Here is a 21,962-nt window from a genome sequence, read left to right as displayed (position 1 = left end):
TCATTCGTAATATCCTTGCACAGCGGGCAGTCGCTTATACTCTTCATGCTCCTCTAACGTACCGACAATGTCTTCAACCAGCATGGTCATCCGTTTACCGTCTTCGCTCTTATCGCACTCGCTCCAAGCATAGTGGTAACTTCCGTTCGCTACCTTTACCGTCAGGTCAAAGCTCTCATGCGGCTTTTTATTGCACGCGATAGTTAACGATTTATCCTCTTGATAGTCGGCAAGCACCAACGCCTTATAGATGCTCTAACGTTCCTTATCGGTGAATTCGAAATCACGAATCACCGCAGTCTCTCCATTCTGAAGATCCTTCACGACGGTTCGTTCCTTTGTATTGATCTCATTCCTCTGATTAACGCCGAACCTCAGTTCCAAGTCGAACGTTACCTTCGGCCTTAGCTCAATACGCTGCATTCCCTCCGTCTGATCAATAAAGGCATCCAGTTTCCCCCTATTTTTCACCATCACACCATGTTGGTTGATCACGTCCACTGCCTCATCTATGATCGGGGCTGCTTGTTCCTTCTCATAACAGCCTGTGACAATCCATACCGCTATAAGTGCTGCAGCAACCAGGCTTTTTCTCATCCTTCTAGTCCCTCCTAATAGAAATACATCGAAGAAAGTATAACTATTAGACGGATGTTAATCCCATTTTGTTCCACTCACTGCATGAACAAACAACAAGCAAACTAATATTTCATTCCATGAATTATATTTTATTTGTATAAATGACTTTGTCCACATCGTGTCTAACGGTTTTATGACCTTGTTTAATTCCTTTCCCAATGGCTATAAGCATCACATCTTCATACCTGTCAGAAATCTGTAAGGCCGACTTTAATTGTTCGGAATCATACCCGGACATGGTAATCGTATGAAGACCCGCCTCGTTCGCAAGTAAGATTAACGACATGGACGCCAGGCTTGCGTCTCTTACTAATTCGAGCTTTAAATCTTCTTTTGATTTATTTAGATAATATTGGATAGCCGCGTTGGCTAAATAGTCTCTTAATGTTGCGTCAAAATAACCCTTTTGGAATCCATCTTCATGGATATGTATAATGTTTTCTTTTTCAAATGCTTGATAATCGCCCAGTACAACGATTAGTACGGATGCTTCTACTACCTGTTGCTGATGAAAGGCAATGGGGAGTAACAAGTTTTTTAACTTCGGGTCGTCTATAACCAGGTACCGTGTCGCTTGAATATTGTTTCCGTTGGGCGATTGGCTGGCTCCTTCAATCAAAGCAGCCAACGTTTCCGATTCCACTTTATAATGGGGATCATAATGTCTGACAGAACGTCTTTGTTCCAATATCTCTCTCACACTCATTGTGCTCACTCACTCCAAATGTTTTATTTGCTTCACATTCCGATTATAATGGACCGTACAGTGGCAGAAAATAACGCACAATAAAGTGGGTTAGCCACCTTTATGTGCCTATTTAGGAGGAATCCATAATGAATGGTCTCAATACGGGAATCAATATTTTTATGAATACGGTAGGAGGAAAGTGGAAATGTTTAATCCTCTTTTTTCTGAGTCAAAAACCAAGGAGAACCAAGGATTTCTATCTGCTCATGCCAACCATAACGCAGAAAGTTTTAACCGAGCAATTAAAGCAGCTGGAAAGAGATGAGCTTGTCCGAAGAGAAGTATTTAAAGAAGTGCCGCCTAAGGTAGAATACAGTTTAACTGAGCTGGGCCAATCCTTCGTGCCTGTATTAAATACAATGTGTGAATGGGGCAACACCTACGCAACCGTACAAAACCTCGAAACAGAAGAACAAATCTGCTGCCAGCATAAATAGGCGGTCGTGCATATAAAGAGGCGTCGAAAAAAAACGAGCAGACGATCATTCGTCTGCTCGTTTTCTATTATTAAACTCCTTCATCCGCCTCATTCTCCGGAGTCTGCTCTGGCTCTTCCGAAAGCGCGCTTTCGTCGGACAGCTCATACGAGACGCCATCCACAACAACCTTCTCGACTAGGGACACGTCAAGCGGCTTATCCAGCTTCACGGTAACCTGACTTGAGTAAGTCTGGTTTTCCTGAGCGTCACCAACGCTTTCCGATGACTGCCCATCTGGACCTTCAACAGGATCAGAGGTGCCTTCCCCTTCTGTAGTCCCAGTATTCGGGTCCGTTTGATTTTCCGTTGATTCAATCTCTGTTCCTGATGGATCGGCTTCCGCTTCGCCTGTAGTTTCATCCGCGCATACCCGCGTTAATTCAGGGCTGGCAGCCTCAAACAACGTGCTTGCATCCTTGCCTACAATCTGCAGCTCGTCCACATTGAAATCCCGGCAAGCCGCCGGCTGTTTAAAATGGAAACTCAGCTCGGTCTTGCCCTCCTGCTCGCCTTCCTTCACCACCGTTGCCGTCAGTAACGGCTTTTCAAGGACGGTATCGGTAGAAGCCGGAGGTGCGGTAACCGGAGGGGTGGTGACCGGATTCGGATCGGCACTGCCATCCACAGGTCCTTTGCCGTTTTGGATCATCATAAAGACAGCGCCAGCAATGACGATCACCGCAAGCAAAGATGACGTGACTTTTACGAACCGCGAATGCTGTCGAATCCATCGCACCAACGGCGAAGCTAATTCGGCCCTGACCTTCGTATAAACCGGTTTAAGGATTGGAGCAGGAGAATTGAAATACGTTTTCGCATATTCCTTATTCTTGAACGCTTCACGGTCATAGGTTTTGAAATAATCGACGATGGCGGTGGCATAAGCCGGAACAAGTCCGCGCGGTCTAACGAATACAGGTTGCTCGGCAGACCACTTCATATACTGGTATACCACTTCCGGACTGTTGCCGTATCTGTGCAAATAATCAAGCAAGCCCCGATAGTCTACGGCACTGGAACGAATCTCCGTGCAAAAGGCTAGGGTAATGCTATCAAATCTGGATGGCACCACATGGTTCTGCAGCCATTTCCGCATGATTTGCTGGGTTCGTTCCCGCTCCTCGGCTGACAGATCCTCCAGCACCTCCGCTCTTGCTTCTTCTCGGCTGGACCATTGGTGAAGGGCCAGCATGACCGCGGCTTTGGACCGAATCCGGGAATCAAACCGCTCTACCCAGCCCTTGAACTCCTTCGGCATTTGCAGAAAGCCGATATCCAGCAGCTGTTTCTGGCTTAATTGCTCGGGCTCCAACTCACGCAAGAGGAAAAGGTTTGCCGCATATATCAACCGGTCTGCAAATGCAGTTCCGCCTTGGTAACGACCGATTCCCTTCTGAGGATGGTGCTCCAGCGAATCCAATTGGTCCAGTACGGCGTTGACCGCTCTCACCGGATCCGAATCCAGCTTAAGCTTATCGACAAGCTGGGCTTCAGCTAACCTGATGTAATTCTCCTGTTCCAGCAGGAGTGGGTGGTTCCGAACCCACAAGCCGATCAGATCTACTAAGTCTGTAGGCGACGCCGCTTGCTGCATGCGCTTTTTCATGTACGGATCGAACATTAACGCCGGCAGTCCCGGACTGGTCAGCACCCTGGCGTAGAAGGCTCGGCTTAAGGCCGGGCTGCCTTCCAGCAGGTCGTAAATCGCCTCGGTCACATCCTGACGCCGCTTCGATAAGGCGTTATTTAATGAGCGGATAAAATATTCCACAATCAGATCATGATGCTGCCGGGGATTGATGCCGTGATAATCTCTAACGAAACCGGCAATCGCTGCATCCGGAACATGTCCGCCTTTGACAAGCTCGAATTCCTTGGCAAACAGGGCGTGGAACAGCTGATCCAGCCTTTCCTTAGAAGCAAGGGCGCCTGCCGGCTTCAAATAAAGCAGCATTGCGCGCAGCACGGCATGCTTATGCTCATGGTACAAGCCCTCTTGGCCTTCTTCAATCTGGAACAGCACACATAAATCATCGTAGCTGTCCAGCAAGATCCCCAGACCCGGCTCCATATCGGCAAGCATCTGCTCGGCGAAGGCAAAAAAGCGCTCAGAGCGATCCGGGTCCAGCAGCGTATCCCATGCAAAATCAAGATAAGGCTGCTCGGACCATTTCAGATCGGCATTGATAACCCTGCCGGCAGCGAGCTCAAACAAATAATCCTTCTCGATGCTGCGGTCGCTCAGGCGCAGGCTGCCCTTCTCCACGAACATGAGGTGAAGTCCCTTCTTGCTCTGCGGCTCCTTGGCATAGGTTACGAATCCAAGCACCTGGCGTAGCGCATAGGGCAATCGGCCAAACAACACAAAGAGCAGCTGCTCCGCCTTCGCGGACAACTGTTCCACCGGAACATCCAGAACGATATATACCTTTTTCTTCCCGGCAGCCGCGGATATGCATGCATAGAGCAGCTGCTTGAATACCTTCTCGTCGATCCCAAGCTCCTGCAATAAGGCTGGCGCCTTCTTATATGAAATGGCGGCTGGAGAATCCCCTTGAACCGGAATGGCAGGGAGCTGCGGCAGATCAACGCCTTCTTCAATATCATAGTGATCAGCAAAGGAAGCCTGCAGCCAGGTCTGATAAGCAGAATGCTCATCTTCAAGGAAACCGTCGGGAATGACATAATGATGCGTAAAAAAAGCACTGCGAAGTCCCGTAAAGTCCGCAGGCTGAAACACGCTTCGCCCCAGCACCGTTTCTCCTGTTTCCGTATGGAACAGATGAAGGGCAGCCGGATAAGCTGCCGCTTCCCTTTCGCTGCGTGCTGTCAGCTCGGCAGGAGCTTCGTATTGGCAAAAGGGATGCAGCACCTTTTTGATAAAGGAAGCCTCCAAGCCGGACGAACGAGCCACCGTATCAAAGCCTTCGGCTGAACGGAATATGCCCCGCCGCTCCCGCGTGTACATTTGCTGCTGTATGGTTCGGGATGGGAAATCCGGCACTAGTCTTCCCTCCCCTGAATATACTTCAGCTTGTACAGAAGCCAGATGAACGGTTCATCCACCCGAATCGGGCTAACGACGCTTTGCAGCTTCTGGTCGACAGGGTTGCTGCCTAGAGCCGACACGGCAAAATACGCTGTATTGGAAAAGTATACATCCATCGTTCCCTTGAACGGACGGTCGACCTTCTCGATAAAACGGCGGATCTCGCCGTCAATATTTTCAAACTCGGTCAAATTCAAAAACTTGCGATGCACCACATTGTTAAAAATGTTGCTGTTCAGCTTCACATATTCGCCATCCTCATCCTTCAGCGCATGAAGCATGTCGCTCTTGGTCAGCACGACGGCCGTCGGAATATCCGTCTTGCCCTTGTCCTCATAAGCGATGAAATCGCCGAACATCGTCAGCACGACATCCCGCGGCTCATCATACTGGGACACCCATTCACCGGGCTGGTCACCGAATTTCAAACGAATTTTCTCCCGAATGGAGCGGATTTGGAGCGGATCCACCATAAACAGAATACCCGCGGAATTCTTGATATGCTGTCCGTGAAGTCCTAAGTAGTCCTCGTCCACCATCCCCTCGCCCGCTACGTCAAAAAATACGAGCGTTAACGGCGGCTTGGACTCATCCTTGAACACGAATTGAAAAATGAAGGGCTCCTGCATCTTCTCCTTCTGCGTAGACGCCAGTAAATCTCCGCGTTCAAACAACGGCTCCTCGTAGCCGGTACGGAACTTGCGGCTGATCTCGGCATTCAGCGGCATGCAGGCCGCATCGAAATGATCCGCCGTCGTATGCTGCAGCGTATGAATGAGCGAAGTCATATAGACCGACTTGCCCACCTGCGAAGCACCGATGATCGAGATAATGTTGCTCGGCACCTTCCCGGCGGTTACCGGAAGCTCATTGTGGCATTTCGGGCACAACCGCCTGCGCGTGACGACTCCGTAACGGTCGTTCAATCCAACCAGCACGTGATCCGAATAAATGTGCTGCTCCTCCGGTATGTCGCTCGGACGGATAATCGCTTCGATATCATACACCGAATCCAGCCCAAAGCGTTCACGGTACCGATTTAGCTCATCATCTTCCCCCAGCGCATAGTCCTCGTCATCCTCTCGGTCGTGGGCAGCCCGGAAGACAACCTCCTTCGGAGCAAACTTACTGAAACAGTAAGGGCACACAATATCATAGAACAGCGGCCTTGGCTCCGGCTCCGGTTTTTTCTTGAATATATCAAAAATGCCCATCTTTTGTACCTCCCTCTGAACCCTATGAATTACACACTGACGCGTTCATCGTGGTTACTGTGTGTTCGATCTCTCTATCTATAAACGAGCTCATACCGTTGTCCATACTTCTTACCATCCGTAAAAAACAAGCGAATATAATCATTCTTGCCCACCTCGATCGCAGGCAATTCGTTGCGTCCTGCTGCAAAATCCGTAACGAAAGGGTACAAGATGCCGTCTTCCTTGTTAACCGGATAAGCCCCCTGCTTCTTCACGTAACATAAAACGTCCTTGGGTACCGCCACTTCCGCCGTCACCTGAATTTCAATCGTCTTATAGGGCTGCAGCCAGCGGCTCTTTTCGCGGATGGAGTATGCCAGCATGGCTTTGCCGGTGCTGAACTGAATGCTGTTCGCTTCATCCGGCTGCCTGATTAAGGCCATCTCTCCGTCTTCGGAAGACATGGCATACACCGTGTACATAATCTGACCAATTCCGTCCACCCGATCCCGATACCCATTGTTCGCCTTGTACTCGTCTCGGGTATACAGACGCAGGCTGCCAGGCTCCAAAGCTCCTGCGGGCGGACCAAATCCATCATCCATCTCGCGGTGAATGTATACCGCCTGAAGACCTGGCGGCCAGCTCCAGCGGAGCGTACAGAAACCATCTTCCAACTGATAGCTTAATCCCTGAATGACCCCTTCTCCGGGCTCCGCATTTTTAAAACGCATATCGAACGCCCCCTGCTTTAAAATCCTCGGCTTGTTGAATCATTCGGCCGTTGTCCTCGTCCCGTTCGGCCCGGCCGCTGCTCATTACGAATGATCCTGCTGTTCTCCTTAACCGGGATCACCAACGTAAACAAGGCGATGACTCCTGCTAGGATGAAGCAGGCCAGCATACGAATGGAGGCATCCCCCACTTCTCCCCCGGATAGGCCATATTCCAGAACAACGCCTGCGAGCACGCCGGATACCGCTCCGCCGATGCTGAAGCTGAGCGCGAGATGGCGGTTATCAAACACGATCCCGAGGGCAAGACCCATGGCAGCGCCAATGAGCAGCATCGCAGCGATTCTTACAATCTGATAATAAACGCTATCTTCCATAACGCCCGTACGTTTCGTCAACAGAGAACGATCCCCGACATCGTCATAGATTTTCTGGAAAACAAAAGACAAATCTGCCGCGTTCTGCACATCGTAATATTGCCCGCCCGTTTCGGCGGCAATCGTCTGAAGCAGTTGGGCACCGTCCGGGTTAACAAGGCTGAGGCCAATCGTATTCACCGCGATTTGCTGCTGCTTGTAGTCCGCAAGCACACGCGCATGATCCGTTTCGCTAAAGCCGTCCGACAGCATAATGACCATGGCGCTTCGAGCGGCATCATGGCTCTCTTGGATATGCGTCATGGTATCCTCCAACGCGAGACTGATGTCCGTGCCACCGTCGGTCGTTGTCAAACCGTCGATTTCCGCGATGATCTCATCCTTGGTTTCTTGGTTCTTCACACGCGTAAACGGCTGCAGTAACGTTGTCGAATGATCAAACACCATCACGGATACACGGTTATCCTCGTCCATGCGGTTGATCAGATTTTTGGCCGCCGTATATCGGTCCTGATTCGGGTCCGTATCTTTCATGCTGCCTGAATTATCAATGATCAGCACGATGTCCTTCACGGGCTTGGCGCTGCCCGGGTTCAACTGATACACCCACTCAAACAGCATACCTAGCAGGAACAGTGCCACCAAAGTGGATGGAATCAGCAGCTTCCATGATGTGCCTGTATATCGCTGTCTCCATGAGCTCCCATTCAAACGAGGGGAGATCAGTTCTGCGATTAAGCAGGCCAATCCGATGCACAAGGCCAAAATTCCGAAATAGATCCCTGTAACCACGATGACGGGAAGCCCTGTCCCCCACTGGCGAAGCAAAAATTCCCCAATGGCAAATCCGATTCCCCCACCGACTACACTAAACAGCAGCAGGAGAGGGTTTATTTTTCGTTGCACAATACACGCCTACTCTCTGTATAAGAATCTAAGAACGCTAGCGCAGCTCGGGAAGTTGCGCCGGTTCCATTCCATGAAATTCATAACCGTTTGCCGTATAGGTCTCGTAGTAGGTTCTGCCATTCCGGTAGTACATCAGATCCTCCAAGTGGAAACCTCCCATCAGGTTCAGCTTCTCAACCCCGCTCGAGCGCTTCTCATGCACGATGCCAAGCTTGTACACCCGTAAAGCTTCATCGGCGTGGATCGCATAACGGACAAATTCGCTGTCGGCATCGCAAAAGAAATATTTCTCCTCGTATCGATGCTCCTGCGTATAGTCAAGCAGTCTGACCAACGTAACGGAGTTCTCCTCCAGCATCCGGTAAAGCACCTTAAACAGATCTTCCTTGGCAAGCACCTGCTTGTTATTGTAGTCGATGGTTACGTTCGCCCGCCGCAGCAGTTCTTCCTCGAAGGTCTGCACGAACGGCTCTGCCGTCAATAGATCCCTCAAACAGACCCGGATCATGTTCGACAGGATCGGTTCGATCCCTTCATGCGTAACGATGGAGAGATTGCCGACATACCGTTCCTCGAAGAATACGCCCTGGCCGCGCTTGCTCTCCAATTCCAGCATCAGCTCTTCCGTGACCAGGCCATAATACTCCATCAGGTTCTGGCCGATATAATCATCTGCGGTACGGATGCTCGACTTGGCCGCTTCCAGCAATTCCGCTTCGAGCTGGTCCAGCGTGTTCGCCTGCTGCTTGTACTGACGGTGAATCCGTTCGAGCTCCGCCTCATAGAGCCTGTACAGCGCAAGCTCCGTTTCCAGTAATAACAGCTCATGTTTACGACGATAGACCTCGCCAACGAAATAACGAATGAAATGGCGCACATTCTGTTTGTCCCGAAAAGGAAGCTTCTTAAACGGCTGACTTTCCACGCTTTCCTCATAATAGCGGTTTAGTCCGTCCTGCTCGCTCTTCAGGAGGCTGCCGAGATCCCGAATTCGGGAACGAACCGCTTCAAGCAGTATCCCCTCTCCCGCCTTGTCGCTCGTCCACTTCACGATTTGATAACAACCGATTTGCGGATGATCCGCCAAGGTGCGACGAAGCGCACGATGAAGATCTTCAGAAGTGCTCATATCTCTCATTCTCTTCTGGACTTCCAGCTCGTAATTGCTGTGGAAAAATTGCCGACACCCTTCGCCGAACAGCGCCTCTTCAGCCTCGCGAATGTTCATCCGCTTCAGTCCGGCATAACTGACGGGGTGTGACATCATCCCCTTTAGCCCTTCCAGATGCTCTGCGTCGGGCAGCAACCGGTCCGCTCTTGCCGATACGGCTTCCGGGTCGAGACCGAAGTAGGTCAGGCATTCATGAACCTCCGGTTCCGGCCCGCCCTTCATGCGAAGCAGCAGCCCGCGGCACAGATGATAGAGCACCGTTAGCGCAATCGGCTCGTTTGGTCTCTTCACCCGGGCAAAGCCGGCGGAGACAAAGCCCTGTCGGCCGGATTCGGTCATGATATTGCTTTTGAACGACGTATTGTTGTATATGCCCCGGACTCCGTCATAGGTTTCATCCTTCTGCTTCCGGTTCTTAAGCAAACCCAGATGGCAGATGATATCGTAGATATCCTGCATCCCGGCATAACCTGATATGCCCCGTTCATTCTTATCGGATAGTACATAAACGAGATCAAACAACGGCGAGGACGGGTGAACGACCGGAATGGTCAGCCCATCCTCCGTTACCTGCAGCGGCGCAGAGAAGCTGTATTCCCGGCTCTGCATCAGCTCCAGCTCCCGCAGGAAGGCAACGCCCACAGAGCTCGCATAACCATAGGAATCAATCTGCTCCCTTTCATTAATGAGCACATACATATCCATTTGCACCGACTTGAATGACTGCTTGAAGATGGATTCGGCCAGTAATGAAATTTCCGGTATAAACACATTGAACGGGTCGTCGACCCGTGTAATGACAGACAGATGAATCCGGTCAAAGGATGAATAGCTGCGTCCATAGTCTGAGATATGGTGGCTCAGCTTCCGAATTGCTTTATTCAACCCGGCCAGGTGATGCGGGTCCCGATAGAAGCCTTGGTACAGCTCCTTGCGTGCGGATTTGGATGCGCCGTCTGACTCCGGCAATTGCAGATGATACCGGTGAAGGCGACTGGAGGATTCGGAGCCTTTCGGCTCCCGACTTCCGCTCCGGTCCGTTCCCACATGAAAATAAACGACGCTTGCGCTGTTATCCCATTTGCGGTCATGAATTTCCATGATCGGTTCGATGGCGGACGCTGTCTTGTCGCCAATGAACAAGTATACCTCCGGGTAGTGGATGCTGCTCTGATCATCCTCCATCAAGGTAAGCTGCTCTTCCGACTTGGCATAGCCGGCAGCATACTGGCGAAGAATCTCCCTCATCGTCTATTTCAACCTTCTTCGGATGTCGTTTAATTTCGAAGATACCTGTCTGTAGAACTGGTATCGCTCTTCACCGTCCGCAAGCTCCACCTTCTCGTATTCGAGCCGGTCGCGCGTTTCCAGGAACCGCTCGGCCAATTCTTCCAGCTTCGTGAGCAGCGACGTAATGTCCTCGGAAGCGGTCAGCTCCTGATCGCGGCGGGAGGATTTGCGAAGCAGCGTGCTGCGGCTTTTCTCGTCCAGCTGACGGAAGTGCTTGTAGACTTCATACTCCACGTCATTCACGCTTTTCAGCAGATTGGCAAACGGCTCCCAGGAATCCTCCTCCGGATCGCGGTCATAAACGAAGAGCGCACCCTTCTTGGTGATCGTCCCGGTGTACAAGGCCTCGATGAATTGATCAAGCCATTTCTCTTCATTCTGATTGTCACTGATCAAGAGCTCGAACTCCGTGATTTTAGCTGCGATCGAGGCATATTTCTTCAGCTCTTCCCGCACACTGCGGATCATTTCCGGCGAACGAATCAGATTCTCCTTGGCCATATCCTCGTTGATGCTGTTGAAAATATCCTTGGAGCCAACCCGCTCCAGTCCCTCGTTCATCAATCGCTTCAGCTCGGTCCATGCCCGCTTGACCTCGCCAAGGTTAGGCTTGGGACTATCGAGCTGCAGATCATAAGCACGAAGCAGCTCGTTCAGATCAAATGGCTTCGTAAACACGACCGCATAGCGGCTGCTCGTATTCTGGTCAACATCCTTCTGGATGATGACCTTAAACTCAAGCGCCTGGTTAAATTCGGCGCGAACCCGGGCGTTGTAATCCTGAACCCTCGGGTTGACGTAGGTATCCCCCCAGGATTTTTCGGGAATCGGCGATGGCAGGTACGTCCAATTGTTGCGGTCCGTCTGTACCAAGTGGCGCCCAACGCCTTCCTTGTCCATGATCGTGCGTTCGTAACTCTCCTCATAAACCTTAAGCGGCGTGTAAACGAACAGCGGCACGCCGTTCTTCGTATTCAGCCAGAAAATCCGGTTCTTCACTTCGCTCTCCTTCACGGTGAAGTGAGACTTCCCGACCGAATTGTTCTGATAATTGCGAATCCCCTTCAGGATGCTCGGAGCCTGTACAGGCACGGACACAAAACCCCACGAAGGGAAGTACAAATTGCCTGCGCTGTTGCTTAGATGGAAGACCGGCACGGCTTCGTCATCCAGCTTGCTGGCGATGTTGCGCTCGACAAATTTTTCGATGGAATCTTCCTGGCCGAATTTCATGACGAGGAAATCCTCCATCGAGCGGGTAATCAAATCGCCGAATTTATCGGTAAGAAACTCCGAAATAGATCTGACGATATCGATCTCCTGCTCACGGGTCCAACGATTGGCATGGCTCAGCAGCTCCTGCGCGAAATCGCGGATAAGATCGTCCACATCCTTCTGATCCATGATTTTGTTGATAACATCGGAAATGTCGGGCACGCTGACCAGGTTCCAGTAATACGTCTTATTCCCTTTATGATCCTGTTGTTCTTCACCGTTCACGAGAATGTCGCCGTTCTTGGCGAAAATCGAATTCAGCGCATTCAGAATTTCCGTATATACGCTGTAAATCCGGTTGTTCTCCTGATTCAGCAGATCGTATAAATCCTCATAGAATTCAATCATCTGCTCGGTGCGTTCCACATCGGCTTCCAGCCAATATTCGTTGATTTTAGCTTCAATATAGATATTCTTCTTCTTATCCTTGGAGACAAAAGCGCTCTTCGCATCGCCCAGGCGTTCAATGGCCTGTTCCCTGGCCGACTCGATGTCACGGGGAATGCGGGTCAGATTCTCGCGCAGCGCTTCGATGTAGGACAGCAGCATCTTCAGCAGGCTGAAGCCCTTCTCCGTATAGATCAACCGGGACACATAGAACGGTCCTTGCTGCGGATGCAGGAACATGCGGCGAATTTGATCGCTGAACTGAGCCACGATCTCGCCTGGCAGCTGCTTCTTCGCCTTAATATACTCCTCGCGGGCTCTCGCCAGGAAATTCTGTTCCAGCTCCGTGTCCATATTGATGACCTGGTTCTTCACAACGTTCGCGTAGCTGAGCCGTTCGCTGTTCTGGTATCCGGGCAGCGGCTCCGGCACGCGGGACTCGAAATTCTTCGTCATCGAGTCCAGATCGATGCCCAGCTTGCTTGCGAATTTCTCGACGTCCTCCTGGCTCGGCGCTTTCTCGAACATGGTTTGCATTTTGCCGAAGACGCGGTACGCGAGATAAGTGGTCATCTCTTCAATGGGTAGAACAGCTGAAGATGCGCCGATAATGTTGTAATCGTAATTGGCAGGGTATGCCTTGTTCATCTGCGCGATATTGGTGCGGATGTTGCTGATATAGTCATGGATCGCAAACTCTTCGCCGGACTGTTTTTCCTCGCTGGCCATGAAGTTCGTGATGTTCTCCGCGGTAACGTTCATGCAGTAATCATAGGCGTTCTCCAGCAGCTTGCCTTCCGTATTCGTAGCGGAAATCAGATGGCACAGATTAAACGGAGGCAGTGGAGAGTTCACGTTCAGAATGTTGCCGTACTGCTGCTTGAATCGCTCGCCTCTGGCATCCACGTTCATCCAGTAATCGAGCTCTTTGAGTGCGGCATAACCGTTCTTCTTGATGTATTCGCGCGTATGCTCGCTCAAGCTTTTGTTCGCCAGATTAATATCCGGCGTAAACAGATAGCCAAGCGTATTCACGCGGTCGATGCCGGCAGAGCCGTGGTCGCGTTCGATAATGCCGCGGACGATATAGGCGATATCCAAGAAGCAGCCGCTGCCCGTACCGCCGGACAGCCCCGTCAGCAGGAAGACCATCAGCTTTTTGTTCGTGCCGACCGACAGCGTCTTAATCTTCTTGTCAATCGCCTGCACCACTTGCGTAATCTTCGTGAACAGGAGCAAGCGGCCCGCTTGGCGTACGCCTGCTGCCCCGTTCATGCCATCGGTAATGCTCAGCTCTGGCGACAGCCAATCTGTAATATAAGGCTCCAAGATGCTGCGGTTCTGGAGGAGGCCTCCAATCTCGGCATTGGAGAGAAGCACGAATTCATTGATCGGATCAAGCCCGATGCCTTTATAGCGTTTATTCTTATCCTGCTCGTTGGTCTCAAAAGCCAGAAACTCCACATTATCCGGCTTGTCCATTCTCTTCTTGGACAACGGATCCTCCGGCAGCTTGAAACGGCGGTTAATCTGATATTTCAAGCGCAGCAGCGCATCGATCCCCGTCCCTCCGAGTCCAATGATAAGGATCGGATTGTCGATGGTATCGACCCGTATTTTCTCGCTGACAATCCCGCCTCCAAGTGAAACGTCAAGCTGTTGTATATGTTCTCTAACTACCGGTTTCATAACTTCCCCTCCTGATAGGTCATGGCTTTAATAGGTTGTTCCAAAAAGTCCGCTTTTGATAAGAAAACCAATCGAGGTCAATTCAAGGACGAGCGACCGCGATTTAAAGGTAGGTTTTCTTGCGATACAGAATTTCATCAGCGTAGCAAGATAACTTATAAATTCTATATCTAACACGAAGTGAATCGGGAAGCAGCTCTTTTTGAACACGCACTTTAAGCCAAATATTCAAATAATATCGTTTTGTCCGCCTGCTGCAGGGAAACTCTCAGCCGGTCTCCGTTCTTAAGCTCCGTGCCATTCGATGCATCCAGCGCGCGGCCGGATTTCTCAATCACGGCTGAAGAATTATTTTTAAGTATAATACGGTCGTTCTTGCCCGGCATGAATAAGATTTTCTCGGTCTCCTTCAACTCGGGAGCAAGCTGCAGAAGCTGATGCAGATTGAACTTCCCTTTGAACGAAGTCAGCTTCTTGTATTGCGGGAATGTCTTCTCGCCGGTGTTTTCGTCCCTGATCTCGATTACGATCTGACCGACAAAGCCTTTGTTCGCTTTCTTAATCGCGCCGAGTATGAAATATGCAGCTCCTCCAACAATGAGCAGCGCCGCGATGCCAATGATTACGGGCCATAATGGAAAAGGTTTCGCATCCTCGCCCGCAGTCATCTCCTTCCCGCCGCTTCCGGAGCCCGCGGCTGCCGTTTTTGCGCTAATCTTCAGAGGCGCGCTTTCGCGGTAGAAGCTCTGCTCCTCCGCCCGTACCCTCAGCTCGTAGTCGTGCTTTTGCGGAATCTTGTAACTCCCTTCAAAGCTGCCGCCTTTATTCTCAAGCTCGACCTCTGACTCGTCCCCGGTGTCCAGATCCTTAACCAATAGCTTGGCCATCATATTGCCATACTGTTCCTGGTCCTGCAGCTTCTGTCCATTGCTGACGAGATATGCCTTGATATCGATCGTGTCTCCAGCCTTTACCTTTGATGGTGGCGGAGGATCCATGGTCAGCTCCAGGTCGTAGTTGAATACGAGGTTAATGTCGATTTTGTCTTTCGATACGCCTTTCACCTGCAGCTTCCAATCGCCTTGCTGCGGCTTCAGCAGCTTGAGCAGCGAATAGGAATTGGAAGTGGATCGCAGGACATTGCCCGAAGGAATAGTCTGCTCAGCGCCGGCAGGATCGACCAGCTTCACGTCGACGGGGCTTGAGGACATAATGGAAATGTTCGCCTCCAGCACGTTCGCATTCGGCACACGGACCGTAACCTCCTGATAGCTTCCGTTGCCGGTAATTGATTGAACCGGAACGATTTTAAGCTGCTGGTGGCTGGCAAAAATCTCGCTTAATATTTGCGGAAGATCATCCGCCGAACTGGTGGTAAAGGATTTCCCCCCCGTTTGGTTTGCCAATTCAGCCAACGTTTCTTTATTCAGCTTCCCGTCGGCATTCAGCCCGATCGTATAAATCGGGATACCGCTTCCCTTGGCCTCCTTGACGGCTTGATCTAACAGGTCTGACGCTTCTTGGCTCGTCTTGCCTGTGTTTGGATCCAGGTCATTGTTACCGTCGGCCAAAACAACGATCATCGGCGCATGCGCCGGGTCCATTCCCTGCTTCAGCACTTTCACGGCTTCATCAATGCCTACGGACATATCCGTGTACGGGCCGCGATCCAGCTGATCGATAAACTCCTTCAGCGCGGTCTTGTCCGCCTCCGACTGAATTTCAAGCAGCGCTTTCTCCCGCTGAATCCGGTCAGTATAGGATACGACGCCGACCTTGTCGCCGGTGGTGGCCAGCATGTCGATAAACATCTTCATCGCTTCGCTGCCGATCCTCTCCGGATCACTGTTTTTCATCGAGTTGCTGGCATCCATCACCAGTACGGCATCAATCTTGGAGCCTTGCGAGGCAGCCATTGCCTGAGGCATGGTTCCTCCGCTCCAGCTCAGGGTCAGCAGCACCGCAGCCATCAAAGAGAGCAGCCATTTATTTTTACGTAACATCGAATTACTCCTTCATCCATTTAGTCTAGCATCAGGTGGATGCCTCGGTTCGTTTGTCAGACCATTAGTCTAACTGTAGGCAATAAGTCTTAAAATTACATGAAAGAAAGCTTAAAAAACAACAACGGAAACATCCATTTCTCTGGCGTATTTATATAGAAAATACCATGGAAGTCACTAAAATATACCAGCACTATGTCCATATGATATAATTATACCTGCCAAAGTTCAACATAATCAGTCGTACCACCCGGACTTAGGACACAAGCCTCACCGCCATTTTCGAACAAATATGATGCCGAAAGGAATAGATATATGATTACATACGGATGTCTCGGGATTTTGTTTCTTTTTGTCATCATCAAGATCACGGCCTACTTCAAGCGTAAGAAGAACGCCCCGACACCGGAGCAGCTGCATCAGACTCTGCTTGAAGTGGCCAACTCACAGAGGGAACAGCATGGATAAGAAAAAACCCGTACAACTTCGCCCCTATAGTAAAACGAGATATGTCTACCAAAAGTTAAGGGTTTGCAAACATTGCCACCATTTCACGATTCTTTGGGAAGACAGCTGCGCTCACTGTAAACGGAACGCCCTTGTTCCCGTTATGGAACTTGCAGAGAAAATGGCCAAGCGTTCCATGCAGAGTGACCGACTTCTCTTCTACATTATAGGGCTCTCTGCCGTACTTCTTAGTCAGACCTTCTTGCAGATCGTGATCTCCTTTGTTTGTATGGTGGTCCTGCTTGTATGGTTATGGCTGATCCAGCGGCGAGTGCTGCATTCCGAGACCTTGCACGCTCTGGACAAGCTTATAAGAAGTCAGCGAAAACAGATTCTTGAAGGCCTTGACCTGAACAAAGCGACGGCTTCTGCCGCCATCAAGGAAGATACCCAGCTAGGGTATGAAATCGTCAGGGAAATTGCCTCCTTGGTCCGGAATGACCGCATCCGTCTGCAGCAGATCGTTCTTCTTCAAAGCTTCAGCCTGCGCAAGGATATGGAGCTTGAACTCGAACCGTTATTGCTGGATGAGTTTGACCCGGACCTGGCCGCTTATATCGGTGAAATCGCCAAAATTAAACGCGAGTTGATTAACAGCAAAGCCATCCAATACCTGCTCGACCATGAATGCAACATTTTGCGGATGGAGCAAGGCAGGCAGATTATGATCGACGCCGCCGGGGCAGCGGTACGGAAGAAAAAATACATCGATACGTTCCCTGATTTCATTAGCCGCTATGCGGATGGATTGCCGAGATATCGCTTCCTCCGTTTGTATCAGATCGTACGCCGAAATCCCGGCTTGTCGTGGAACGGCCTGCGGGACCGGGTGTCGGCCATTTATAATGAACACTACCGCTCGGACCCTGATTTTCAAAAATGGGATTAGAGGGGCTATACCGTTATGACGATGAAAAACACGCTAACCCTGCGTAATCTGTATCTTTTTTTATGTATAGTCCTTCTGCTGCTGATCGGATATAAGGGAATTCATATCTATCAGAAAATCGAATCGATGGCACAAGCAGAGCTATTGTATGCTCAGAAGAAGCTCGTTCAGGCAGAAGAGTGGTATCAGAAAGCGCGAAATAATCGCTCTCTTCTATATAAAGAAGAGCTGCTTGCCTCAAGACTACAAGAGCTTGAACCCATTACTTCCATGAAGCAGAGCCTTTCCTCGCTTGATCATCGATTGAGCCGGGTCGGGGAAGCAGGCGATTTTTCCGGCTTCATGAACGTGTATGCCGAATTGCTTGACGCGGAGCAGAAGCTTGCCAGACAACAAGGAGCTTATGCTTCCTACTACGATGAAATTGCTGCTTTCTATGGAATCCCCGACGATGTCAAACGGATATTCCTGCAGTTCATTGGTTTGTTTAACCGCCAGGCCGATGAGCTGCTTGAAGAGCAGCAGTATAACGACAACAGCTTCAAATGGAATTTGCTCCGCATTCCGGATTCATTCTACGGCGGGGAGAAGCAGAAGAATGACAAGCTGCTCCGTCTGTTCCAGCGTTATGACGAAATGGTTCTAACCCGTCTGGCAGGAGCCGGAATGTATACGGATTTGCTGAATTGGTCACACGACATGAGTTCCGAATATGCCAGTCGATCTCTGCCGGCTGCCTGGGTGAACGGCAAGACCGATGAACTTGTGTATACCATGCTGGAAAAGGACGTGCAGCGAGAGCGGCCCTCCGATTTTGCTTCGCACGCAATGGGGTATCGTGATTACCTGGAACGGAACGAGCGGAAGAACGCGGAAATTATGGCGTATATTCAGAATCAGATCAATCGGTGGATTGCAGCTGCCGATGGGATGGTACAAAGCCAGAACTACGAGGAAGCGGTAGCACTTTATGAAGCGCTGTCGGGGTATCAGGATATGAGCGGTAAACTGCACGCTGCCGAATTGGCCTGGACGATCCACGATCCGATTCGTTTGTTCCAAACGGCGGGGCTGAAAGGCAGCTTCAGCTACGTAAGCGGAGGCGGGAATCGCTTCGGAGGATTGGCCTATGCCATTGGAGTCGATGAGGGGAACATCATCTATTTAGCGGTCTTGAATGCCGATGAAACGGTGCAATTATTCCAAAACCATGACTATCCTTCCGACATCGCCATCCAACAGGTTTCAGTTGAGGAATCGCTTAGCACCGCGAATCATCCGGTTATCCTAGTGGAGGGCGACGCAGGGACCGGTCTGATATTGTATTCAGGGTATGAAGCCAGAGATGCCAATCTGACGCCGCTGTTCCAGTTCACGGCTGAAGGCTATCAAGTGCAACCGGATAAGTCTTTGCTGGTGACGAATCTGGAAGGAGCCAGCCCGGACGAGATCGCCATCTTCGAGCGTCAGGGAGACCAATACGGATTCACAGGACATCAGGTTCATTATACCGACATCGATATCGCTAATATCGAGAATTATCCGAATGAGAAGGTTCGCTTCTCTGTCCATATCCTGGAGGGCGGCTATGGCGAAGTCGTTGCAAAACGCGATGGATACCATGTCATTTTAAGAGGAGACCTGGATTTCCCTGCGGGGATCGTGACCCTCATCGGAACATTCAGCAGCGAGTATCAGCAGCTGGAGGTCCCGGGAAGCCAGAGTTCCACTTCTTCAAATCCCGTTGAACCGGAGACTGAACAGGTTGACGGACACAATGGAGACACTATAGATGAAACCGAGAATCCAAGCGACGCCGTCACTACCGAGGATATCAATCCGGATGGTGTCCAACAAGACCATAACGGAAGTCGTGACAGCACCGTATCCGGTCAGATCACGCAGGTGCCTGTCATTCAGGTGGAATCGATCGAGTAGGTATAACAAAAAGGCTGCGTCCCTTATCAACAGGGGCGCAGCCTTTCTATTCTCCCGAAATCGTGAAATGATTTCATTTTCGCTGATCTGTATGTAGACTGGTTCGTTAACTCCGAGATCGGAAATGCAACAGGTTTTGATGACTTCTGAATAATCCATTGAACATGTATTCTCAAGTTCCATCGAAGTTGAAATTGCCTATGATATAATATCCCTAAAACTGAACGGAGTTATTATTTGCGATGAGGAAGGTTAAGAGTTACTTCATATATATGATCTTATTTGCTCTGTTAATGGGGATCTTTTGGCTATCTTATATATTATCTTCTATCCTTATGTATTTTGCTATCGGGTATATCATGCTTCCATTGGTGGTTATTTCTTTTCTTTACGGAATTTATTGGTTATGGAAATGGGTATTTAGAAATTCAGATGGTAAAGTAGAACAATCTATCCTATTGACCCTTTCCTATGGCACTTATCTTTACCTTTTAGTCGAATTAGATACATATTCTTGGGATGGAGAATCAAATTTTTATAAGTATGTATCCTTGGTTAGATGGATTATAAATGCGTGGTAAAAATAAGTTATCGAAGCATTAACTAAAACCCAGTGCAATGCCTGGGTAAACCACGCTTCAACACCAGCGAAGCCTTAATACGCTTGGGCAAAAGCCTGAGATTACCTTTGAGAGAACTTCTCTGTTTTCCTCCCTCTAACCCAAAATCCCTTTCCTTTCCCCTGAAACAAAAGAAAAGCCGAGCAAATATCAGGAAATATTCCTGCATCTACTCGACTCTGACTTTTCATTGCTCAATACGACTTTAATTTGCTATAACTTTATTTGCATTCTACAGAGACAACAAAAGGGACGATCGATATGATTTCTTAATGCAAACTCAATAAAATTTTATATACCTTGGAGGGGAAAGATGAGAATCGTATGGTTTGCATTCATCCTGTTATTCTTGGTAACCGGTTGTCATATTCAAGAATCAACACCTCAAACGATTACTGATACAGTGACTCCTTATTACGTTAGTGAAATGAAAGATGTGCCTGAAGATACCATACTAATAGAAAACTTAATTGATGAGATGGATCAGGGGACATTTGAGTATCATTCAGGTGAATGGGGAAAATTTGTTGTTAATCCCAATCAACGTGAATTTAACAGAGGTGATGTGGTATACATCCAGACACCTAAAGAAGAGTTGAAAAACCAACCTCCGTATATACCGGAGACGAAAATTCTACGGATTGTCGGAATGCCCGGAGAAAAGTTAAAAGTAAAGAAAGGTCAAGTTTTTGTCAATGATCTACGTCTTGATACTTTTTATGGTAGCGCAAGGAATCTCGGAATGGTCGAGGAGGAATATATTATGTGGGCACACGAGAATGGGGAAGATCCTCATCGGTTTAATGATTATTTTCATAACAACATTAAAGAAATCACAATTCCTCAGGAACATTATTTTGTTATAGGCGATAATTGGTGGCGAAGTGTCGATAGTTTCAAATTTGGCCCGATTCATAAAAAGGATATCATAGGTACAGTTATTGGATATAAAAAGTAAACTCTCGTGCAATGTTGACACTTTTGTGTCATTAGACATCCCTCACCCGCGTAGCGGGTGGTTTTGTTTCGCGCACTCAACTGGCTAAAGCCAAACCATCAACCTCAATTAATATTTTTTCCCCACGTTGTAGCTTCACCGAATATTGAATAAGATTGTTAGCGAGTTGTTCAATTCTAGGATCTTTCATTGTTAGTCTCCTTCATAAATTCATTATATTTATTGTTCATATTATTGCTGATAGTATCTGGATACATGTAGATGTTTATCATACAATAATTTCGTCTAACGTTAGGGCATTCACCAACCCTCACTGGCTTAAGCAGCCGGTCGATCGAGCACAATGATCGGCCTACCGGGTCGAAGACTTAGCCAGTGCAGGGTTGTCCTGAGTATGCTCCCCTGCTTCCACCTCGGGAGACCGATACGTGAATACGTTGTTATCAGATGTCCTTACCATCTTCGAAAGTGCTGAGAGCACTTTAGTATTTAACAAATCAGATTCGTTTAATAAATCCACGCTTAGTACCCTCATATCCAATTGATTCATAAAATCTATGGGCTTGTTCACGATTTTTACTAGAAGCTAAGATTATATAAGAGCATAGGTTTTCCATAGCAAAATCCTCGAGTGCATTCATGAGTTTCTTACCAATTCCACTTCCCTGGTACACAGATGAAACAACTACATTTTCTACAAGCAAGTATGGCTGACACTCACCTACAATATCTGGACAAACAATGCCCATGGCTGTTCCAACTACATTTTCCTCTAAACATGCTACTGCAACATAGTAGTTTGGTTGCTTATGTAATAGGTCTAGCTGATATTGGATCTTTTTAATGTTAGATCTCGTTCCAATAAACTCAACGAACAATTCAGACAACTCAAATGCGTCATCTTTTTTTGCCATTCTGACTTTTATGTCCACGCCTTCAGCTCCTATGATTTATAATCTTGCAAGGATTTCCGATAACGTTCCTGTATCTACGAACCCGAGAGGCTTAAGGCGCGAATGCGCCGGGTCCAACGGACTTAGCCTCGCAGGGTTGTGAGCTGATTCAGCTTCTCTGCCTACCACTTCTCGCGAACCAAGGGCCGAA

Annotated in this window: 16 protein-coding genes; 5 read left to right on the top strand and 11 right to left on the bottom strand. The window is 49.2% G+C overall.

Going from position 1 to position 21,962, the window contains the following annotated elements; all coding sequences use genetic code 11:
- The 3 genes from ACQKPA_RS27930 to ACQKPA_RS27920 form a co-directional block, all read right to left on the bottom strand.
- Positions 1 to 237, bottom strand: a complete 237-nt coding sequence (locus ACQKPA_RS27930) for a hypothetical protein (RefSeq protein WP_427495686.1) — start codon at positions 235 to 237, stop codon at positions 1 to 3.
- A gap of 18 nt (positions 238 to 255) precedes the next feature.
- On the bottom strand, positions 256 to 597 hold the full coding sequence (locus ACQKPA_RS27925) for a hypothetical protein (protein WP_427495685.1): 342 nt from the start codon (positions 595 to 597) through the stop codon (positions 256 to 258).
- Positions 598 to 721: 124 nt separating this feature from the next.
- Positions 722 to 1,345, bottom strand: a complete 624-nt coding sequence (locus ACQKPA_RS27920; RefSeq protein ID WP_427495684.1) for a nitroreductase family protein — start codon at positions 1,343 to 1,345, stop codon at positions 722 to 724.
- Positions 1,346 to 1,473: 128 nt separating this feature from the next.
- Between ACQKPA_RS27920 and ACQKPA_RS27915 the strand changes: the two genes are divergently transcribed.
- The gene (locus tag ACQKPA_RS27915) at positions 1,474 to 1,824 is read left to right on the top strand and encodes a winged helix-turn-helix transcriptional regulator (protein WP_071220915.1); all 351 of its coding nucleotides are present in this window, start codon (positions 1,474 to 1,476) and stop codon (positions 1,822 to 1,824) included.
- 70 nt (positions 1,825 to 1,894) lie between these two features.
- On the opposite strand, the gene ACQKPA_RS27910 is transcribed toward ACQKPA_RS27915, so the two are convergent.
- The 7 genes from ACQKPA_RS27910 to ACQKPA_RS27880 form a co-directional block, all read right to left on the bottom strand.
- Positions 1,895 to 4,870, bottom strand: a complete 2,976-nt coding sequence (locus tag ACQKPA_RS27910; protein ID WP_427495683.1) for a hypothetical protein — start codon at positions 4,868 to 4,870, stop codon at positions 1,895 to 1,897.
- Entirely contained in the window at positions 4,870 to 6,129 is a 1,260-nt protein-coding gene (locus ACQKPA_RS27905) for a hypothetical protein (RefSeq protein ID WP_100541387.1), read from the bottom strand. Before ACQKPA_RS27905 ends, ACQKPA_RS27910 begins: the two co-directional genes overlap by 1 nt.
- Before the next feature lie 74 nt (positions 6,130 to 6,203).
- A complete protein-coding gene (locus ACQKPA_RS27900) occupies positions 6,204 to 6,845 on the bottom strand; it encodes a beta-mannanase (RefSeq protein ID WP_427495682.1) in 642 nt (213 codons plus the stop codon).
- A 17-nt stretch (positions 6,846 to 6,862) separates the two neighbouring features.
- On the bottom strand, positions 6,863 to 8,128 hold the full coding sequence (locus tag ACQKPA_RS27895) for a vWA domain-containing protein (RefSeq protein ID WP_427495681.1): 1,266 nt from the start codon (positions 8,126 to 8,128) through the stop codon (positions 6,863 to 6,865).
- Between the two features lie 37 nt (positions 8,129 to 8,165).
- On the bottom strand, positions 8,166 to 10,550 hold the full coding sequence (locus ACQKPA_RS27890) for a transcription initiation factor TFIID (RefSeq protein ID WP_427495680.1): 2,385 nt from the start codon (positions 10,548 to 10,550) through the stop codon (positions 8,166 to 8,168).
- 3 nt (positions 10,551 to 10,553) lie between these two features.
- Complete coding sequence (locus tag ACQKPA_RS27885; RefSeq protein ID WP_427495679.1) at positions 10,554 to 13,943, bottom strand: tubulin-like doman-containing protein; 3,390 nt, start codon at positions 13,941 to 13,943, stop codon at positions 10,554 to 10,556.
- A 215-nt stretch (positions 13,944 to 14,158) separates the two neighbouring features.
- Entirely contained in the window at positions 14,159 to 15,946 is a 1,788-nt protein-coding gene (locus ACQKPA_RS27880; protein WP_427495678.1) for a vWA domain-containing protein, read from the bottom strand.
- A gap of 315 nt (positions 15,947 to 16,261) precedes the next feature.
- Between ACQKPA_RS27880 and ACQKPA_RS27875 the strand changes: the two genes are divergently transcribed.
- From ACQKPA_RS27875 to lepB, 4 genes are all read left to right on the top strand, one after another.
- The gene (locus ACQKPA_RS27875; RefSeq protein ID WP_164817485.1) at positions 16,262 to 16,414 is read left to right on the top strand and encodes a hypothetical protein; all 153 of its coding nucleotides are present in this window, start codon (positions 16,262 to 16,264) and stop codon (positions 16,412 to 16,414) included.
- Positions 16,407 to 17,342: a hypothetical protein gene (locus ACQKPA_RS27870; protein WP_427495677.1), complete on the top strand. Its 936-nt coding sequence runs from the start codon at positions 16,407 to 16,409 to the stop codon at positions 17,340 to 17,342. The genes ACQKPA_RS27875 and ACQKPA_RS27870 overlap by 8 nt, the downstream gene beginning before the upstream one ends.
- Positions 17,343 to 17,357: 15 nt before the next feature.
- Positions 17,358 to 19,280: a hypothetical protein gene (locus ACQKPA_RS27865; RefSeq protein ID WP_427495676.1), complete on the top strand. Its 1,923-nt coding sequence runs from the start codon at positions 17,358 to 17,360 to the stop codon at positions 19,278 to 19,280.
- 933 nt (positions 19,281 to 20,213) lie between these two features.
- Positions 20,214 to 20,858: a signal peptidase I gene (gene lepB / locus ACQKPA_RS27860; protein ID WP_427495675.1), complete on the top strand. Its 645-nt coding sequence runs from the start codon at positions 20,214 to 20,216 to the stop codon at positions 20,856 to 20,858.
- 497 nt (positions 20,859 to 21,355) lie between these two features.
- Here lepB and ACQKPA_RS27855 read toward each other — a convergent pair whose 3' ends face one another.
- On the bottom strand, positions 21,356 to 21,790 hold the full coding sequence (locus ACQKPA_RS27855; protein ID WP_427495674.1) for a GNAT family N-acetyltransferase: 435 nt from the start codon (positions 21,788 to 21,790) through the stop codon (positions 21,356 to 21,358).
- Positions 21,791 to 21,962 lie beyond the last annotated feature (172 nt).

Source organism: Paenibacillus sp. NPDC093718, assembly GCF_050279985.1.
Taxonomy (GTDB): Bacteria; Bacillota; Bacilli; order Paenibacillales; family Paenibacillaceae; genus Paenibacillus_AQ.
The sequence above is the reverse complement of the archived record's forward strand: the minus strand, read 5'-3'. Positions and strand labels throughout refer to the sequence as shown.

What these genes read in the sequence shown, in the direction of transcription:
- ACQKPA_RS27915 (WP_071220915.1), top strand. Translation starts at nt 1,474, where the DNA reads ATGAATGGTCTCAATACGGGAATCAATATTTTTATGAATACGGTAGGA.
- ACQKPA_RS27865 (WP_427495676.1), top strand. Translation starts at nt 17,358, where the DNA reads ATGACGATGAAAAACACGCTAACCCTGCGTAATCTGTATCTTTTTTTA.
- ACQKPA_RS27870 (WP_427495677.1), top strand. Translation starts at nt 16,407, where the DNA reads ATGGATAAGAAAAAACCCGTACAACTTCGCCCCTATAGTAAAACGAGA.
- ACQKPA_RS27905 (WP_100541387.1), bottom strand. Translation starts at nt 6,129, where the DNA reads ATGGGCATTTTTGATATATTCAAGAAAAAACCGGAGCCGGAGCCAAGG.
- ACQKPA_RS27900 (WP_427495682.1), bottom strand. Translation starts at nt 6,845, where the DNA reads ATGCGTTTTAAAAATGCGGAGCCCGGAGAAGGGGTCATTCAGGGATTA.
- ACQKPA_RS27880 (WP_427495678.1), bottom strand. Translation starts at nt 15,946, where the DNA reads ATGTTACGTAAAAATAAATGGCTGCTCTCTTTGATGGCTGCGGTGCTG.
- ACQKPA_RS27875 (WP_164817485.1), top strand. Translation starts at nt 16,262, where the DNA reads ATGATTACATACGGATGTCTCGGGATTTTGTTTCTTTTTGTCATCATC.
- ACQKPA_RS27920 (WP_427495684.1), bottom strand. Translation starts at nt 1,345, where the DNA reads ATGAGTGTGAGAGAGATATTGGAACAAAGACGTTCTGTCAGACATTAT.
- ACQKPA_RS27890 (WP_427495680.1), bottom strand. Translation starts at nt 10,550, where the DNA reads ATGAGGGAGATTCTTCGCCAGTATGCTGCCGGCTATGCCAAGTCGGAA.
- lepB (WP_427495675.1), top strand. Translation starts at nt 20,214, where the DNA reads ATGAGAATCGTATGGTTTGCATTCATCCTGTTATTCTTGGTAACCGGT.
- ACQKPA_RS27885 (WP_427495679.1), bottom strand. Translation starts at nt 13,943, where the DNA reads ATGAAACCGGTAGTTAGAGAACATATACAACAGCTTGACGTTTCACTT.
- ACQKPA_RS27925 (WP_427495685.1), bottom strand. Translation starts at nt 597, where the DNA reads ATGAGAAAAAGCCTGGTTGCTGCAGCACTTATAGCGGTATGGATTGTC.